Raw genomic sequence first — 17,956 nt, forward strand, 5'->3', positions numbered from 1 at the left:
TATTTTGTGTATTAATGGTATTATAGCAAAGTCATAGGAAAAGGAGATATACCAAGTGGCTGAAGGGTCCGCTCTCGAAAAGCGGTAGGTCGGGCAACCGGCGCGAGAGTTCAAATCTCTCTATCTCCGTTTTATGAAAATAAGCTGACATTCAGATGGGTGTCAGCTTTTTTACCATATGGATATATGTGGAAAATCAGAATTATGTATTTCAGAGACTGGGTACAGGTGAGCTGCGGCACTGGGATAAGGAGATGTTATTTATGTATGATGAGGCTGTTCGTTATATCACTGGTAAAATAAAGATGAAGCCGGAGATAGGGATCGTACTTGGAAGTGGACTGGGTGATGCATTTACCATGGATGATCCGGTGTATATTAATTATAAAGAGGTTCCGGCTTCCCTGTTTCGACAGTTGCCGGCCATAAGGGACGATTTATATTTGGTTATTCCTGTGGAAAACCGATTGTTGTCATGCAGGGCAGAGTTCATTACTATGAGGGATATTCCATGCAGGATGTCGTGAAACCGATCCGGCTGATGGGGCTTCTTGGAATACGGTGGCTGATTCTTACCAATGCGGCAGGAGGAATCAGTGAAGAGCTGGTACCGGGAGATATCATGATCATTTCGGATCAGATATCAAGCTTTGTTCCATCTCCCTTGATTGGAAGGAATATAGACAAGTTTGGTGTCAGATTTCCGGATATGAGCCATATATATGACGAAGAAAAAATTCAGATAAGCAGGAAAATATTTGAGAGAATGGGATTTCATACTGTGGAAGGTACTTATCTTCAGACATCAGGACCTCAATATGAGACGCCGGCCGAGATACGGATGTTTCATATGCTTGGTGCAGATGCGGTTGGTATGAGTACAGCATGTGAGGCAATCGCGGCCTGCCATATGGGAATCCGGGTATCCGGTTTTTCGGCAATTTCAAATAAAGCGGCAGGACTTGGTGCTGAATTAAAGCATGAGGATATTCTGGATCGCAGTAAGGAGATGTCTGATAAAATGAGCAGACTCCTTACAGAATTGATCGAAAGTTATAGTGATGGCACAGAATAAAATATTCCGATCATTTGATGAAAAGTGATAATCAGTCATTTATAAGCGGATATGGATTAATTAGAATAGATATGAGGTGCGAAAAGAATGGATGTAAAGATATATACAGATGGTGCAGCGAGAGGAAATCCGGACGGACCGGGCGGATATGGTACGGTTATCCAGTTTATAGATGGAAAAGGAACGCTCCATGAACGGGAATTTTCACAGGGCTATAATAAGACGACCAATAACCGCATGGAGCTTATGGCAGCTATTGTTGGGTTAGAAGCATTGATAAAACCCTGTAATGTGGAATTATATTCAGATTCCCAGTATCTTGTAAAGGCATTTAATGAAGGCTGGATATGGGGCTGGATCAAGAAGGGCTGGAAACGTGGCAAGAATGAACCGGTAAAGAACCGGGATCTGTGGGAACGACTGTTAAAAGCAAAAGAGCCGCATACAGTAACCTTTCACTGGGTGAAGGGACATGCAGGACATCCGATGAATGAACGATGTGATATGCTTGCAACGACAGCGGCAGACGGAGATAACAAAATAGACGACGAAGGTGTGATAACGAATGAATAAACACGAATTTAGACAACTGTTCAATGAGAAAATACTGATCTTAGATGGAGCAACCGGAACAAATCTGATGAATGCAGGCATGCCACTTGGTGTATGTCCGGAAAAATACATACTGGAGCACAAAGAAGTTATGCTGGAACTTCAGACGTCGTATCTGAATGCAGGCACAGATATCTTATATGCTCCGACATTTACCTGTAATCGTTTAAAACTTCGTGAATATGGATTGGAAACTGATCTCTATCAGATGAATATGGATCTGGTAGCTCTGTCAAAGCAGGCCGTTGCCGAGTGCGGGCATGGTTATGTCGCAGGTGATCTTACCATGACAGGTGAGATGCTGTATCCGATGGGAAAACTTCAGTTTGAAGAGCTGGTTGATATCTATAAAGAACAGATCAAAGTTCTTGTTGAGGCGGGCTGTGATCTTCTTGTTGTAGAAACAATGATGAGCCTTGCCGAAACCAGAGCTGCTGTGATCGCTGCAAATGAGATCTGTGATCTCCCTATCATGGCGAGCCTTACATTTAACGAGGACGGAAGAACCTTGTATGGAACGGATCCGGTAACCGCGGTCAATGTATTACAGAATCTTGGCGTGGATGCAATAGGTGTAAACTGTTCCACAGGACCGGACAAGATGACAGAGCTTGTGGCTGCCATGAAAGAGGTAGCATTTGTCCCCGTATTTGCGAAGCCGAATGCCGGTATGCCTGAACTTGTGGATGGTAAAAGTGTATATGCCATGACACCGGAAACCTTTGCAGAAGATATGAAGATGATCATAGAAGCAGGAGCTGGTATGGTCGGCGGCTGCTGCGGAACAACTCCTGCCCATATCAAAGCACTTTCCGATATGGCAAAGACAATGGATATTCCTGAGATATCAGACAAGAAAGAACGTTTGCTATCATCAGAACGCATGACAAGACAGATCAATTTAGATGGTTCTTTTATGGTAGTTGGAGAACGAATCAATCCAACCGGTAAGAAGAAACTGCAGGCGGAGCTTCGGGAAGGAGTTCTCGATACTGTTATGACGATGGCAGAAGAACAGATGGAAAAGGGTGCATCAATTCTTGATATTAATGTCGGCATGAATGGTATTGATGAGAAAGAAATGATGGTAAGGGTTGTATATGAGGTGTCACAGGCAGTGAATCTTCCGTTATGTATTGATTCCAGTAACCCTGCTGTTATCGAAGCGGCACTTCGTATCTATCCGGGACGTGCACTTGTGAATTCTGTATCTCTGGAAAAGGTAAAAATGCAGGAGATCCTTCCGTTGGTCAGAAAATATGGTGCGATGTTCATTCTGCTTCCGCTTTCTGATGAGGGACTTCCAAAGGACAGTGATGAAAAAGAAAGTATTATACATACAGTTCTGGATGCTGCTTATAAGATGGGCTTTCAGAAAGAGGATGTTGTGGTCGATGGTCTGGTTGCAACAGTCGGAGCAGAGAAAGCTGCTGCTGTCAACTGCCTGAAAACAATCCGTTATTGTCATGATATGGGGCTTGCTACGATATGCGGACTTTCGAATATCTCATTTGGATTGCCGGAGCGTATGTTTGTAAATGCAGCTTTTCTTACGATGGCGATCCAGAATGGTCTTACGATGGCAATTGCAAATCCGTCACAGACCATGCTTATGAATATGGCATATGCATCGGATATGCTTCTTAACAAAGACGAAGGAGATATCCGGTATATCCAGAATGTAAAACCTCTCGGGATCACAACGGCTGCACCTGTACAGAATGGAGGCAGTCAGGAGGATGAAAAAGAAAAAAGTGTTATCTACACAGATGTTGTAAAAGGAAATAAAAGAAATATTACAGAAGATGTCAAAAAAGAACTGGAACAGGGGATAGATCCGCAGAAGATTATTGATGATGAGCTGATTCCGGCAATTAACCGTGTTGGAAAATTATTTGAACAGAAAAAATACTTTCTGCCACAGTTAATCGCCAGCGCAGAGACGATGGAGCTTGCGATCAATCATATCACACCACTTATCGTACGGGAGGATGATGGAAAGTCAATGCCTGCGATCGTGGTTGCTACCGTAGAGGGAGATATCCATGATATCGGAAAGAATCTGGTTGTCTTGATGCTTCGAAACTACGGATTCCCGGTTATCGATCTTGGAAAGGATGTACCTGCGGATGTGATCGTTGATGCAGCCATAGAAAATGATGCCAAGGTCATCGGACTTTCGGCACTGATGACAACAACTATGATGAAAATGGTGGATGTTGTGGAACTGGTAAAAGCAAAAAATCTGGATATTAAGGTCGTTATCGGCGGAGCTGTTATCACAGAGAGCTTTGCTGAGGAGATTCATGCAGATGGTTATTCAGAGGATGCGGCAGAATGTGTTCAGGTTGTAAAAAGATTGCTTGATATTGAGTAATTCTTCGTTGACAATAATTGACAAGATAACTATAATAAAACAAGGATTTGTGCTGTATTGATTATACAGCCGTTTCATAGGTTTGAAAGGTGGTACTTATTGATGGATAATATAGTTTTGTCACTTCTTGTAGATAATACATCAGGTGTACTGAGCAGAGTTTCAGGTTTATTCAGCCGCAGAGGTTATAATATCGACAGCGTTACGGTAGGTGTTACGGAGAATCCTGCATATTCCAGAATGACTGTAGCAGTAAGCGGAGATAATGCAAGTCTGAGCCAGATCAAGAAACAGTTGAATAAGCTCGAGGATGTCGTAGAGATCGTTGAACTGGAGCCTGGCAAATCAGTATGCAGAGAACTTGTACTCGTAAAGGTGAGAAGTGATAAGGATACCCGTCAGGATATCATGTCCATTGCAAATATATTCCGAGCAAACATCGTTGATGTTTCAAAAGGTTCCATGATCATTGAGCTAACAGGTGCAACCTCGAAGTGTGAAGCATTTCTTGGACTGTTAGATGGATTTGAGATCATTGAACTGGTTCGTACCGGTCTGACAGGACTGGTGAGAGGTCAGCGTCAGGATTAATCATGTGCACCTTAGTTAACTATAGATTGATTGATTGCAATTATGCAGTTAATTATTATAAAGAAGTCATTTATATCAGGAGGACAAAATAATGGCAGAAGCAAAAATTTATTATCAGGAAGACTGTAATTTATCATTACTGGACGGACAGACAATCGCTATTATCGGTTATGGTTCACAGGGACATGCACATGCCCTTAACTTAAAGGAATCAGGCTGTAACGTAATTATCGGTCTTTATGAAGGAAGCAAGTCTTGGGCAAAGGCTGAAGCACAGGGATTTGAAGTATATACAGCTGCAGAAGCTGCTAAGAAAGCAGACATTATCATGATTCTTATTAATGATGAGTTACAGGCTGATATGTACAAGAACGATATCGAGCCAAACCTTGAAGAAGGCAATATGTTAATGTTTGCTCATGGTTTCAATATCCACTTCGGAACAATTGTTCCACCTAAGAATGTTGATGTAACCATGATCGCTCCTAAGGCACCTGGTCACACAGTACGTTCTGAGTATCAGGCAGGAAAGGGTACACCTTGTCTTGTAGCTGTAGAGCAGGATTACACAGGAAAGGCTCTTGACAGAGCATTAGCTTATGCACTTGGTATCGGCGGAGCTCGTGCCGGCGTTCTTGAGACAACATTCAGAACAGAGACAGAGACAGACCTCTTTGGTGAGCAGGCAGTTCTTTGCGGTGGTGTATGTGCACTTATGCAGGCTGGTTTCGAGACACTTTGCGAAGCCGGTTACGATCCAAGAAATGCATACTTTGAGTGTATTCATGAGATGAAGCTGATCGTAGATCTGATCTACCAGTCAGGCTTCAAGGGAATGAGATATTCTATCTCAAATACTGCTGAGTATGGTGATTATGTAACAGGTCCTAAGATCATTACAGAAGATACAAAGAAGGCTATGAAGAAAGTTCTTTCTGATATTCAGGATGGTACATTTGCTAAGGAATTCTTACTTGATATGTCACCTGCAGGACGTCAGGTTCACTTCAAGGCTATGAGAAAGAAAGCTGCTGAGCATCCATCAGAGATCGTTGGCGAGAGCATCAGAAAGCTGTACAGCTGGAATGGTGAAGACAAGCTCATCAACAACTAATCTGAAGTAAATATATTTTATTTTATATAATAACAGGAGCAGATTTTATGTTTTCGGACGTAAGATCTGCTTTTGTTGTATCCAAAAATGTTTTGTGCTATACTGTTAGCAAAAATGTGAACAGGGTGGTTGGTTTTATGTTTAATCAGTTAACAGAATCTGACATCAAGAAGATGGAAGAAGAAATCGAATATAGAAAAGTAGTAGTTCGAAAAGAAAAGCTGGAAGCTGTAAAGGAAGCAAGAGCACAGGGCGACCTGAGTGAGAATTTCGAGTATTATGCAGCGAAGAAGGATAAGAATGCGAATGAAAAAAGAATCCGTTATCTGGATCGTATGGTAAGAACTGCTGAGATCATAAAAGATGAGTCAGCAGATGATGAAGTAGGTTTGAATAATACTGTTCGTGTTTATTTTGAAGAAGATGATGAAGAAGATACTTATCGTATCGTAACGACAGTCCGCGAAGATGTATTAAATGGTATTATCAGCAATATATCTCCGATGGGGAAAGCATTGCTTGGTCATAAAGTCGGTGACCGTGTAGAGGTTGTTCCGGGAAAGGGCGACCCTTTCCATATTGTGATACGGGAGATTGTTAAGACAACCGATGAATCCCAGGATCATATTCGATAGAAGATAAAAATATACGGACAGGATGAAGAAGGTGACAGTCAGATGACATGTTTGGAAGCACAATCAAAGATCATGGCATTCATAGAGAACAAACTCCCGGACGATGAATTGAAGGAGTTTATTAAGCATGTCAAAAATTGTGAAAACTGTTCGGAAGAATTGGAAATCTACTATACCTTGATCGTTGGTATGAAAGAATTGGACAATGAAGAAAATCTTTCCACGAACTTCAAAAAGGAACTGGATGATAAGCTGGATGAAGAAATGACACGTATGACAGCCGTTAAACGAATTGCAACCTCTACAATCGTTCTGGTTCTGGCTGCAATTGTGATCGGACTTGTATGGGTATATAGTGGAGTTCTGGAAGAAGTATATCATTATGAGCAGAATGCCAAACAGAAATCGCAGACAGAATATTATTATAGTGATACTTTTGGAGAAAAGCTGTTTTTTGACAATAAATATATGATCGAATATCTGGAGAAAATTTTATATAAAAAGGATGATCTTCCCGGAACCAGTGATAAAAACGTACAGTTTATGGATAAAATAAAGAGATATAACCAGACACACAAAAACTATCTGGAAGTCGCCGAAGAAACGGCAGAGAAGGACGATTTGGAAAATGAAGAAAATATTATTAATTGATGGACACAGTATATTAAACCGTGCATTCTATGGTCTGCCGGATCTCACAAACTATGAAGGACTGCATACAAATGCAGTTCTTGGTTTTCTTAATATTATATTTAAGATCATGGATGAGGAAAAACCGGATCATATGTGTGTAGCATTTGATGTGCATGAACCGACATTCCGTCATCTGAAATACAGCGCATATAAAGGAACCAGAAAGCCGATGCCGGAGGAACTTCGTGAACAAGTTCCACTTATGAAAGAAGTGCTTACAGCTATGCATGTCACGATTGTGGAAAAAGGCGGTTATGAGGCAGATGATATCATTGGTACGATATCAAGGATGGCAGAACGAAATGGCTATGCAACTGTGATTGTATCGGGTGACAGAGATCTTCTGCAGCTTGCAACAGATACGATCCTTGTGCGGATCCCAAAAACAAAAGCAAGCGGCACAACGATAGAAAATTATTATGCAAAGGATGTTGTTGAGGCATATGGTGTTACACCGGTTCAGTTTATAGATATGAAGGGGCTTATGGGCGATACCTCTGATAATATTCCCGGAGTTCCGGGAATCGGAGAAAAGACAGCGGCAAAGCTGATGATTGAATACGGAAGCATGGAGAATATTCTGGATCATCTGGATACGGTAAAGCCTCCGCGTGTTCAGAAGAATCTGACCGAGAACATGGATCTTGCAGTTATGTCAAAGGATCTTGCAACGATCAAACTGGACTGCGAGCTGGATGTTTCTCTGGATGAAATGACGATCGAATCATTATTCAATGATGATTCATATAAGATTTTTAAAAGATTAGGCTTTAACAGTCTGTTAAAAAAGTTTGGCACAGTGACAGAGACGGCGGAGATTGATCCGGTTATCACCTTGCTTGAAACAACGGAGCAGATAGATGGTTTTCTTGCCGATAAGATGAAAAATATAGATAAGATCGGTTTATATCCAATCTGGAAGGATGGAACCTTATTCGGGCTGTCTGCTGCCACATCTGATAATGAGGTCTATATTTTGTCGAATCTGAATGGAATGGAGCATGACAGACTGACAGAGAATATAGTATCAGCCACCAGGAACGGTATGCAGATCGATATTCTGGATTTAAAGGAAGCATTGTCAGTCTTTCCGTTTGATGAGAGTGATACAAAGGTGCATGATATCGGTGTAGCGGCATATCTCTTAAATCCGATGGAGGATGTATATTCCTATGATGCGGTCGCAAGGGATTATCTTGGTGCAACACTGCCGTCTGAAAAAGAACTGGTTGGAAAAGATGAATTGAATCTGTTCTCTTTTGCAAATGAAACTTTTCAGAAATTATTTGCATATAAGGCGTTGATCCCATATCTTATAGGTGATCTTCTGATGGAACATCTGGAAAAACAGGAGATGTTTACCCTCTATAATGAGATCGAGATGCCAACAGTATATACACTTTATGATATGGAGCACCGGGGAATCAGGGTTGACCGAAAAGCTTTGGATGATTACAGCGTAAAGCTGCAGAGCAGGATCGACGAACTGCATACTGATATCATCGGTTATGCAGGAAAAGAGTTTAATATCAATTCGCCAAAACAGTTAGGTGTTATTTTATTTGAAGATATGGGACTTTCCGGTGGCAAGAAGACCAAGACCGGATACAGCACCAGCGTTGATGTGCTGGAAAAGATAAAGAATGACCATCCAATCATACCTGCGATACTGGAATATCGTCAGCTTACAAAGCTGAATTCCACTTATGCGCAGGGATTGACGGCATATATATCAGAAGATGGCAGGATTCACGGAACTTTTAACCAGACGATCACAGCGACCGGCCGTATCAGTTCGACTGATCCGAACCTCCAGAATATTCCTATGAAACTGGAACTTGGCAGACTGATTCGAAAGGCATTTATTCCGGAGGATGGATATGTATTTTTGGATGCTGATTATTCTCAGATTGAACTTCGTGTACTTGCTCATTTATCCGGAGATCAGGTTATGCAGAATGCCTTTCTGAATCATGTAGATATCCATGCAACGACAGCTTCTGAGGTGTTCGATGTTCCGATCGATCAGGTAACATCCTTGCAGAGAAGAAATGCAAAGGCAGTTAACTTCGGTATTGTTTATGGGATCAGTGCATTTGGTTTGTCGGAGGATCTTGGAATATCCAGAAAAGAAGCGGCTGATTATATTGAGAAATATTTTGCAACCTATAAGAATATAAAGTCATTCCTTGACCGTCAGGTGGAAGAAGCAAAAGCAGATGGTGTTGTGCGGACGATGTTCGGTCGTATCCGTCCTGTACCGGAGCTTCGGTCTTCAAACTTCATGACCAGAAGCTTTGGTGAACGTGTTGCAATGAATTCGCCGATTCAGGGAACAGCGGCAGATATTATTAAGATTGCTATGTTCCGTGTGAATATGGAACTGAAAAAACGAGGACTGAAATCCCGCCTGATCTTACAGATCCATGATGAACTTCTGGTAGAGACTGCAAAGGATGAGATTGACATTGTAAAAGAGATCATGGAAAAGGAAATGATGGGTGCAGCCGACATGGCAGTACCGCTTGAGATCGGTATCAGTGAAGGAGATAACTGGTATGATGCGAAATAAAGATGAGATGCTGATCCTTGGACTAACAGGAGGCATTGGTTGCGGAAAGACAGCAGTTCTTACGATATTAAAGGAAGAATATGATGCATATATAATAGAAGCAGACCGTCTGGCACATGAGTTGATGGAACCCGGAAAAACGGTTTATCAGGGAATTGTGGATGCATTTGGTATGGAGGTTTTGATGGATACTGATATAGATATATCTGCACCTGCTGAAGGGGACGCAGTGACAGACAACGGTCAATCAACGGTTAACCGCTCGATTGACAGAAAGAAGCTTGGAGATATCGTATTCCACGATAAAGATAAGCTGGCTTTGCTGAACAGTATTTCACATCCGTTAGTGAAAGAAGAAATCCTGCGCCGGATTGAGGAACAGAAGGATGCCGGAAAAAAGCTGTTCGTGATTGAAGCTGCTTTGCTGATTCAGGATGGATATAAGAGTATCTGTGATAAGATGTGCTATGTCTATGCAGACTTGGATGTCCGGATATCCAGACTCTGCGAATATCGTGGCTTTACCCAAGAACGAGCGCAGGCGGTTATCGATTCACAGGAGTCGGAAGCTTTTTATCTGGAAGCCTGCGACTATAAGATTGATAATTCCGGGTCGCTTGAAAATACGAAAAAAGACTTGAAGCACATATTAGATGAATGTAGAATATAATGTGTTGTCTGACACATAAAGATTCAAGCAGATAACTGTATAAATAAATTATGTTATATACGACAGGCGTTGTGCCGGTCAGAACAAAATATATAAAGTGAGGATATTTAATATGAAGGTTTTAGTTATTAACTGTGGCAGTTCATCGTTGAAGTATCAGTTGATCGATTCTGATACAGAAGAACTTCTTGCAAAGGGCTTATGTGAACGTATCGCTGTAGATGGAAGACTTACCCATACAACGACAGGAAAAGAGAAATATACAAAGGATCTTCCTATGCCGGATCATAATGCAGCAGTCAGTTATGTATTAGAAGCATTAACAGATAAAGAGACAGGTGCGATCACTGATCTGTCCGAGATCGATGCGGTAGGTCACAGAATCGTACATGGTGGTGAGAAATTTGCCAAGTCTGTTGTGATTACAGATGAAGTAATTGCTGCGATTGAAGAATGTAACGATCTTGCGCCATTACATAATCCGGCAAACCTGATCGGTATTCGTGCATGCCAGAAGCTGATGCCGGGTGTCCCGAATGTCGGTGTATTTGATACAGCGTTTCATCAGACAATGCCGGATAAAGCGTATATCTATGGTATTCCTTATGAATATTATACAGACTATAAGATCAGAAGATATGGTTTCCACGGCACAAGCCACAGCTTTGTATCAAAGAGAACAGCAGAGCTTCTTGGAAAAAATATCGAAGATACAAAGATCATCGTATGTCATCTTGGCAATGGTTCCAGTATTACAGCGGTTAAGGGTGGAAAATCAGTAGATACAACCATGGGTCTGACACCGCTTGCAGGTGTGATCATGGGAACAAGATCCGGTGATATCGATCCTGCCATTATCGAATTCCTTGCAAACAAGGCAGGAAAGAATATCGAAGAGATCAATACGATCTTAAATAAAAAGTCCGGTGTTTATGGTCTCTCCGGTGGATTCAGTGATTTCAGAGATCTCGGCAAGGGTATGGAAGAAGGAAATGACAGATGTCGTCTTGCACTTGATGTATTTGCATATGGTGTCAAGAAGTATATCGGTGCATATGCCGCAGCAATGGGTGGTGTAGATGCGATTGCATTTACAGCCGGTATCGGTGAGAATAATCCATATGTCAGAAATCTTGCAATGTCAGATATGGAATACATGGGTATCACGATCGATCAGGAAGCAAACAAGGTTATGGGAGATGAAAAGCTGATCTCCACACCGGATTCCAAGGTAAAGGTATTCGTAGTCCCTACAAATGAAGAGCTTGCGATTGCAAGAGAGACTGTTGCTTTAGTGTAACGAAAAAGAAAAATATGGCAAAAAATATGTGATTTTATCGTTGACAAAGAGTATTCAAATATGTATAATAACCAATGTGCGATTTTTAGGAGATATTATGTTAATTGATTTATCAGAGATTTTATCGACAGAAGGACAGGTAAAAGACTACGATGTTATATCTGAATTGAAGGAGTTTTCTTTCAACGGAAATGTATATGTAGTCGATAATGTAAAGAATTTTCATCTTACCGCCAGAAATGAAGGTAAGAGAAAAGCAAGTCTTAAGGGCGGCTGTGTTGTCACACTTAAGATGCTATGTGACCGTTGTCTGGATGAAATTACAGAGGATTTTGAAGTGGACATAGACGAGATGATCGATATGGCTATCTTTGAAACAGATAAAGTTGATGAGATCGAGGAATTAGATTATCTGGAAGATCACATTATTAATATGGACATGCTTTTACAGAAGGAACTAATGACTTTAGTCCCGATGCAGATATTATGCAAAGATGATTGCAAAGGTCTGTGCAAAGTGTGTGGAGCAAATCTGAATCATGAAACATGTGATTGTGATGATTTTGTTCCGGATCCAAGATTATCAGTTTTTGCAAACATCTTGAAAGGTTGAGGAGGTGTGATTAATGTCAATTTGTCCAAAGAATAAGAGTTCAAAGGCCAGAAGAGATAAGCGTAGAGCTAACTGGAAGATGACTGCTCCTGCATTAGTAAAGTGCAGTAAGTGTGGCGAATTAATGGTTCCACATAGAGTATGTAAGAATTGTGGTTCATACAACAAGAAAGAGATTATCTCAGTAGGTGAGTAATTATAAATAGAGCTTTCCGAGCGATCGGAAGGCTTTATTTTTTTGCACCGATATCCCCTGTTGACTTTAAGAAAGGCAAAATATATAATAGCTTTGTGCATTTATACGGTCAGAGCAGAGTCCTATTCTGACAAACCCTGGGGTTGGTCTGCGTAGGAGTCTGGACTCCGATTCGTATAATAAGAAATATGGAAATGCCGGAATAGTTCCGGTATAGAAAGGAAGCAGGAATAAGATGAGCGAAGTAACAAGAGTAGTCGTAGATGCCATGGGTGGAGATTATGCACCGGAGTGGATCATAAGAGGTGCAGTAGAAGCGATCAATGAAGGCGCAAAGGCACAGATAATACTGACCGGTAAAGAAGATGTAATAAAGAAGGAACTTGCAAAATATACTTACGATCAGTCAAAGATCGAGGTTGTAAATGCAACAGAGGAGATCACCTGTCATGAAGCCCCGGTACAGGCTGTCAGAAGCAAGAAGGATTCTTCACTGGTGGTTGGCCTGAATATGGTAAAGAACGGAGAAGCTGATGCGATTATTTCAGCCGGAAGCTCAGGTGCGATCCTTGCAGGTGGACAGTTGGTAGTCGGACGTTCCAAAGGTGTAAAGCGTTCACCACTTGCGCCATTACTTCCTACATCAAAGGGTTATTCCCTTCTGATCGATTGTGGAGCGAATGTCGATGCGAGACCGGAGCATCTGCTACAGTTTGCCAAGATGGGTTCTATCTATATGGAGAATATCGAGCATGTAAAGAATCCAAGAGTTGCAATCGTAAATATCGGCGATGAAGAAGAAAAGGGAAATGCTCTTGTAAAAGAGACATATCCATTATTAAAAGAATGTAAGGACATTAATTTTGTTGGAAGTATCGAGGCAAGAGAGATTCCAAATGGTGCAGCAGATGTCATTGTCTGTGAAGCATTTGTCGGAAATGTTATCTTAAAGTTGTATGAAGGTCTTGCAAAGATGCTTTTAGGTGAGATCAAGAATACGATTATGTCTTCATTTAAAACCAAGATCGGAGGACTTCTGATCAAGAGTTCATTGAATGGCTTGAAGGAACGTTTTAATGCGAAGAACAAAGGTGGTGCACCGTTGCTTGGCTTAAAGGGCCTTGTTGTAAAGATCCACGGTAATTCTCATAACGAAGAGGTTAAGAGCGCTATTTTCCAGTGTATTAATTTCAAGGAAAATGGTGTAAATGAAAAAATTGCCGAGAATATTGGAAAAGAAGTGGCGAAGTAATTATGAACACAGAACGATTTCATAATATAGAAGATATCATTGGGTATACCTTTCATGATCTGGAACTGCTTGTAACAGCGTTAACACATAAGCCTATGCAAATGAGCGGAAGATCAATAAAGTAGAATCCTATGAACGATCGGAATTCCTTGGGGATGCAATCCTGGAATTCGTTGTAAGTGAATATCTTTATAAAAATTATCCGGATTACCCGGAAGGAAAATTAACAAAGCTCCGAGCAAGTCTGGTATGTGAATTTACCTTGTCTCAGATATCCAAGGAACTAAAGTTTGGACATTATGTTCTGTTAAGCAGGGGAGAAGATCTGACCGGAGGGAGAAATCGGAACTCGATCATGTGTGATCTGTTTGAGGCAGTTCTCGGTGCAATCTATCTGGATGGCGGCTTAGATGAGGCAAAGAAATTTGTCCACCGTTTTTTACTTGATGATGTTGAGACACATTCACTGTTTTATGATGCCAAGTCAACCTTGCAGGAGCTTGCGCAGAAAGAAGAAAAAACCCTTACTTATGCCTTGTTAGAGGAGAAGGGGCCGGATCATAATAAATCTTATGTATCCGAGGTGTGCATTAACGGGGAGCATGTTGCAACAGGTGAAGGAGCATCCAGAAAGGCTTCGGAGCAGACGGCAGCATATAATGCACTGTTACAAATAAAGAAAAAGCAGGGTTAATATATGTATTTAAAAAGTATTGAAGTAAACGGCTTCAAATCATTTGCAAATAAAATCGTATTCAAATTCAATCATGGAATAACCTGTATCGTTGGACCGAATGGTTCGGGAAAGAGTAACGTAGCGGATGCTGTCCGCTGGGTACTTGGTGAACAGAGTGCAAAGAGTCTCCGAGGCTCTAAGATGGAGGATGTAATCTTCTCCGGTACACAGCTTCGTAAGCCACAGGGTTCTGCTTATGTAGCGATCACGTTAGATAACAGTGATCATCATCTGCCGATTGATTATAATGAAGTAACGGTTGCCAGACGTGTGTATCGTTCGGGAGAAAGTGAATATCTTATTAATGGCACAGTCAGTCGTTTAAAGGATGTAAATTCGCTGTTCTTTGATACCGGTATCGGTAAAGAGGGATATTCCATTATCGGACAGGGTCAGATTGAGAAGATCTTAAATGGTAAACCGGAGGAACGACGGGAACTGTTCGATGAAGCGGCAGGAATCGTAAAATTTAAAAAGAACAAAGCGGCAGCCGAGAAATCATTAGAAGCAGAGCGTGACAATCTAAGTCGTGTCAATGATATTTTATATGAGTTGGAAAAGCAGGTCGGTCCATTACAGAAGCAGTCAGAAACAGCGAGAAAATATCTGTTGTTTAAGGACGAACTGAAGAAACTGGATATCAATGCTTTTTTCCTTGAAATGGAGCATTTAAAAGAGATTCTTGATAAAGATACAGAGAATCGGGAAATCTTAAATAATGATCTCACGCAGAATAAAGAAGAACTGGAGCATACAAAGGAAGAATATGAGCGTATCGAGCAGGCGTTAGAGGAGATCAATCAGGCAATCGATGCATCCAAGAATCAGGTGCATGAGCTCCGGTTAAAAAATGAACGTTTGGAAGGTGAGATCAACGTTATCAACCAGCAGATCTTGAACTCCCGACAGAATGATAAGAATATACAGGAACAGATCGACAGGATCAGCCGTCAGCGGGAAACTGATCGGAAAGAGATGGAGAATTATCAAGGACAAAAGGATGCCCTTGGAGATCAGGTTTCAACCATTTCCGGTTCTCTGGATACTGCAAAAGGAGAAAGCAGCCGCTTGGATGCCTATATCCATGAATGTCAGGATAAGATCGAAGAATGTAAATCCGACATCATCGAATATATCCATGAGAGTGGAAATCTTCAGGCGAAGGTCGGAAGATATGATGCGATGCTTGAGAACATCAACTTCCGTAAGACCCAGTTAAATCAGAGATATCTGCAATTTAAAAGTGATGATAATAACGACCGGAAGGAACATGATGAGTTACAGGCAAAGCTATCTGTATTGGATCAGAATGTATCCGGCATTATCAAGGAACTCGAAACTGCAGAAAAGGATCTGGAAGAAAATCAGAGCAGAAATAAAGTCAATCGTGAGCGGATACATAATACAAACGAAGAATTATCAGCGACCAGATCCAAGATGGAAGCACTCCGGAATATTACAGAACGCTATGATGGCTATGGCAACAGCATCCGTCGTGTTATGGAGCAGAAAAAGAACAATCCGGGCATTATTGGAGTTGTTGCTGATATAATCGATGTAGATAAGAAGTATGAGGTTGCTGTCGAGACGGCACTTGGCGGAAGCATTCAGAATATTGTTACGGAGGATGACAGCACGGCAAAGAAGATCATTCAGTTCTTAAAACAGAACAAATATGGTCGTGCAACTTTTCTTCCGTTAAATACGATCACAGACCGTGGACAGGTTCGAAATGAAGTTCTGTCAGAACAGGGGGTGATCGGTATCGCTTCTTCTCTGGTAAAGGCAGATGCAAAATTTGATCGACTCGTTAAGAATCTGCTTGGCAGGATCGTGGTTGTAGATAACATCGACCATGCACTTGCAGTTGCGAGAAAATACAATCAGTCTCTGAGACTGGTTACGATCGAAGGTGAACTGATCAATCCGGGCGGATCAATGACAGGTGGTGCTTTCCGTAATTCCAGTAATCTTCTTGGACGAAAGAGAGAATTGGATGAGATCAGGGAAAAGATCGATGAGTTAAATCTGATCGCAAAGGATGCAGCCGGACTGGATGAAGAATTAAAAACGTCAAGAGATGCACTCCGCGCGCAGATTGAGAGCTTAAACACAAGGCTTCAGCAGGCATATCTTGAGAAGAATACGTTGTCTTTAAATATGGAGCAGGTAGCATCCAAGCTTGCAGAGTCTGAGAAAGCATTTGCATCGATCCAGAAAGAAATCAATGAGTTGAACAGTCAGATAGCGGAGATTAATACAAATAAAGATCAGCTTGCTGATAATAATAAGAAGCATGAAGCTGCCAAGGTTCAGTGTGAAGAAATGATCAAGGAACTGGAAGCCAAGGCTATCGAAGCACAGAGCAAGCTTGCAGCGGCAAATACGAAGGTATCTGAATTACTGATCGAATATAACTCAGTAAAACAGAAGGATGACTTTATTCAGGAGAATATAAGACGTATCCGTCTGGATGATGAGAAATTACAGGAAGAACTGGCATCCTATATAACACAGGTACAGGCGACAGGCACAGATATCACGAAGTTAGAAGAACAGGCAGAGGCGATCCGTAAGACGATCGAGAAAGATTCCGATGAAGTATCTGATCAGGAAGAACAACTGGCAGCATATCATAAAGAACGGGATGATATGACAGCCAGTCATAAAGAATTTTTTGCGATCCGGGAAGAATTATCCGAGAAGATTGCAGGTCTGGAAAAGGCAGTATTCAAGCTTGATTCAGCGATTGAGAAGAATACGGAGAAGTCGGATGAGCTGTCAAATTATATGTGGGCAGAATATGAATTGACATTAAATATGGCGGCAGAGTTCCGGGATGAGGAATTAAACGATCTTTCATCCTTAAAGAAAGAGATCACCGCAGTAAAAGCAAAGATCAAATCACTTGGTGATGTCAATGTCAATGCGATCGAGGACTATAAAGAAGTATCAGAACGATATGAGTTCTTAAAGGGACAGCATGATGATATCGTTCTTGCAGAGAAGAATCTGTTAGATGTGATCGAGAAATTGAATGTATCCATGCAGGAACAATTTAATACGAAGTTCAAAGAGATCCAGGTTATGTTCGACAAGGTCTTTAAAGAGCTGTTCGGTGGTGGACGAGGTGCACTGGAACTGGTCGATGATACCAATCTGTTAGAGACCGGTATCCGTATCATTGCACAGCCGCCGGGAAAGAAATTACAGAACATGATGCAGCTTTCCGGTGGTGAAAAGTCACTGACTGCGATTGCACTGTTATTTGCGATCCAGAGTCTGAAACCATCACCATTCTGTTTGCTGGACGAGATTGAAGCAGCACTGGATGATTCAAATGTAAGACGATTTGCACAGTATCTGAACCGATTGACAAAGGACACACAGTTTATTGTCATTTCACATAGGAAGGGAACCATGGAAGCAGCCGATATCCTGTATGGTATTACGATGCAGGAAAAGGGTGTATCCACTCTGGTATCCGTAAATCTGATCGAGAACGATCTGGACAAATAAG

At 41.5% G+C, this 17,956-nt stretch carries 17 protein-coding genes and 1 tRNA gene; all 18 read left to right on the plus strand.

The annotated features are described in order from the left end of the window. The first annotated feature begins 42 nt into the window (after positions 1-42). Positions 43-129, plus strand: a tRNA-Ser gene (locus tag DW959_RS05535). 26 nt (positions 130-155) lie between these two features. Continuing rightward, positions 156-527, plus strand: coding sequence for a hypothetical protein (locus DW959_RS14535; RefSeq protein WP_243023348.1), 372 nt, complete (start codon positions 156-158; stop codon positions 525-527). Further along, positions 440-1,075 (plus strand): purine-nucleoside phosphorylase, encoded by a 636-nt coding sequence (locus DW959_RS05540; RefSeq protein WP_243023354.1) that lies wholly within the window; start codon positions 440-442, stop codon positions 1,073-1,075. The genes DW959_RS14535 and DW959_RS05540 overlap by 88 nt, the downstream gene beginning before the upstream one ends. A gap of 87 nt (positions 1,076-1,162) precedes the next feature. Next, positions 1,163-1,648 (plus strand): ribonuclease HI, encoded by a 486-nt coding sequence (gene rnhA / locus DW959_RS05545; RefSeq protein WP_008400901.1) that lies wholly within the window; start codon positions 1,163-1,165, stop codon positions 1,646-1,648. Further along, entirely contained in the window at positions 1,641-4,064 is a 2,424-nt protein-coding gene (locus tag DW959_RS05550) for a homocysteine S-methyltransferase family protein (RefSeq protein ID WP_117807537.1), read from the plus strand. The genes rnhA and DW959_RS05550 overlap by 8 nt, the downstream gene beginning before the upstream one ends. Before the next feature lie 102 nt (positions 4,065-4,166). Continuing rightward, entirely contained in the window at positions 4,167-4,655 is a 489-nt protein-coding gene (gene ilvN / locus DW959_RS05555) for an acetolactate synthase small subunit (protein WP_008400899.1), read from the plus strand. 91 nt (positions 4,656-4,746) lie between these two features. After that, positions 4,747-5,769 (plus strand): ketol-acid reductoisomerase, encoded by a 1,023-nt coding sequence (gene ilvC / locus DW959_RS05560; RefSeq protein ID WP_008400897.1) that lies wholly within the window; start codon positions 4,747-4,749, stop codon positions 5,767-5,769. 137 nt (positions 5,770-5,906) lie between these two features. After that, on the plus strand, positions 5,907-6,404 hold the full coding sequence (greA, locus tag DW959_RS05565) for a transcription elongation factor GreA (RefSeq protein WP_117807758.1): 498 nt from the start codon (positions 5,907-5,909) through the stop codon (positions 6,402-6,404). Between the two features lie 42 nt (positions 6,405-6,446). Beyond that, on the plus strand, positions 6,447-7,055 hold the full coding sequence (locus tag DW959_RS05570; RefSeq protein ID WP_117807538.1) for a zf-HC2 domain-containing protein: 609 nt from the start codon (positions 6,447-6,449) through the stop codon (positions 7,053-7,055). Further along, complete coding sequence (polA, locus tag DW959_RS05575) at positions 7,033-9,669, plus strand: DNA polymerase I (protein WP_117822619.1); 2,637 nt, start codon at positions 7,033-7,035, stop codon at positions 9,667-9,669. Before DW959_RS05570 ends, polA begins: the two co-directional genes overlap by 23 nt. Further along, positions 9,656-10,339, plus strand: coding sequence for a dephospho-CoA kinase (gene coaE, locus DW959_RS05580; RefSeq protein ID WP_117822620.1), 684 nt, complete (start codon positions 9,656-9,658; stop codon positions 10,337-10,339). The genes polA and coaE overlap by 14 nt, the downstream gene beginning before the upstream one ends. A 112-nt stretch (positions 10,340-10,451) precedes the next feature. Further along, positions 10,452-11,639, plus strand: coding sequence for an acetate kinase (locus DW959_RS05585; RefSeq protein WP_118615616.1), 1,188 nt, complete (start codon positions 10,452-10,454; stop codon positions 11,637-11,639). Between the two features lie 97 nt (positions 11,640-11,736). Next, a complete protein-coding gene (locus DW959_RS05590; protein WP_117822621.1) occupies positions 11,737-12,252 on the plus strand; it encodes a DUF177 domain-containing protein in 516 nt (171 codons plus the stop codon). Between the two features lie 13 nt (positions 12,253-12,265). Next, positions 12,266-12,448 carry a 50S ribosomal protein L32 gene (rpmF, locus tag DW959_RS05595; protein WP_008400890.1) on the plus strand — a complete coding sequence of 61 codons (183 nt, stop codon included), beginning with the start codon at positions 12,266-12,268 and terminating at the stop codon, positions 12,446-12,448. Positions 12,449-12,683: 235 nt separating this feature from the next. Next, positions 12,684-13,700: a phosphate acyltransferase PlsX gene (gene plsX, locus DW959_RS05600; RefSeq protein WP_021943905.1), complete on the plus strand. Its 1,017-nt coding sequence runs from the start codon at positions 12,684-12,686 to the stop codon at positions 13,698-13,700. A gap of 2 nt (positions 13,701-13,702) precedes the next feature. Beyond that, positions 13,703-13,825 (plus strand): hypothetical protein, encoded by a 123-nt coding sequence (locus tag DW959_RS15065; protein ID WP_347475326.1) that lies wholly within the window; start codon positions 13,703-13,705, stop codon positions 13,823-13,825. After that, a complete protein-coding gene (gene rnc, locus DW959_RS05605; protein ID WP_347475328.1) occupies positions 13,813-14,394 on the plus strand; it encodes a ribonuclease III in 582 nt (193 codons plus the stop codon). The genes DW959_RS15065 and rnc overlap by 13 nt, the downstream gene beginning before the upstream one ends. Before the next feature lie 3 nt (positions 14,395-14,397). Further along, entirely contained in the window at positions 14,398-17,955 is a 3,558-nt protein-coding gene (gene smc, locus DW959_RS05610; protein WP_117822622.1) for a chromosome segregation protein SMC, read from the plus strand. The last annotated feature ends 1 nt before the right edge of the window (position 17,956 follow it).

This window comes from Clostridium sp. AM46-21, from assembly GCF_003480025.1.
GTDB classification, from domain to species: Bacteria; Bacillota; Clostridia; order Lachnospirales; family Lachnospiraceae; genus Coprococcus; species Coprococcus ammoniilyticus.

What these genes read in the sequence shown, in the direction of transcription:
- DW959_RS14535 (WP_243023348.1), top strand. Translation starts at nt 156, where the DNA reads ATGGGTGTCAGCTTTTTTACCATATGGATATATGTGGAAAATCAGAAT.
- rnhA (WP_008400901.1), top strand. Translation starts at nt 1,163, where the DNA reads ATGGATGTAAAGATATATACAGATGGTGCAGCGAGAGGAAATCCGGAC.
- DW959_RS05550 (WP_117807537.1), top strand. Translation starts at nt 1,641, where the DNA reads ATGAATAAACACGAATTTAGACAACTGTTCAATGAGAAAATACTGATC.
- ilvN (WP_008400899.1), top strand. Translation starts at nt 4,167, where the DNA reads ATGGATAATATAGTTTTGTCACTTCTTGTAGATAATACATCAGGTGTA.
- ilvC (WP_008400897.1), top strand. Translation starts at nt 4,747, where the DNA reads ATGGCAGAAGCAAAAATTTATTATCAGGAAGACTGTAATTTATCATTA.
- greA (WP_117807758.1), top strand. Translation starts at nt 5,907, where the DNA reads ATGTTTAATCAGTTAACAGAATCTGACATCAAGAAGATGGAAGAAGAA.
- DW959_RS05570 (WP_117807538.1), top strand. Translation starts at nt 6,447, where the DNA reads ATGACATGTTTGGAAGCACAATCAAAGATCATGGCATTCATAGAGAAC.
- polA (WP_117822619.1), top strand. Translation starts at nt 7,033, where the DNA reads ATGAAGAAAATATTATTAATTGATGGACACAGTATATTAAACCGTGCA.
- coaE (WP_117822620.1), top strand. Translation starts at nt 9,656, where the DNA reads ATGATGCGAAATAAAGATGAGATGCTGATCCTTGGACTAACAGGAGGC.
- DW959_RS05585 (WP_118615616.1), top strand. Translation starts at nt 10,452, where the DNA reads ATGAAGGTTTTAGTTATTAACTGTGGCAGTTCATCGTTGAAGTATCAG.
- DW959_RS05590 (WP_117822621.1), top strand. Translation starts at nt 11,737, where the DNA reads ATGTTAATTGATTTATCAGAGATTTTATCGACAGAAGGACAGGTAAAA.
- rpmF (WP_008400890.1), top strand. Translation starts at nt 12,266, where the DNA reads ATGTCAATTTGTCCAAAGAATAAGAGTTCAAAGGCCAGAAGAGATAAG.
- plsX (WP_021943905.1), top strand. Translation starts at nt 12,684, where the DNA reads ATGAGCGAAGTAACAAGAGTAGTCGTAGATGCCATGGGTGGAGATTAT.
- DW959_RS15065 (WP_347475326.1), top strand. Translation starts at nt 13,703, where the DNA reads ATGAACACAGAACGATTTCATAATATAGAAGATATCATTGGGTATACC.
- smc (WP_117822622.1), top strand. Translation starts at nt 14,398, where the DNA reads ATGTATTTAAAAAGTATTGAAGTAAACGGCTTCAAATCATTTGCAAAT.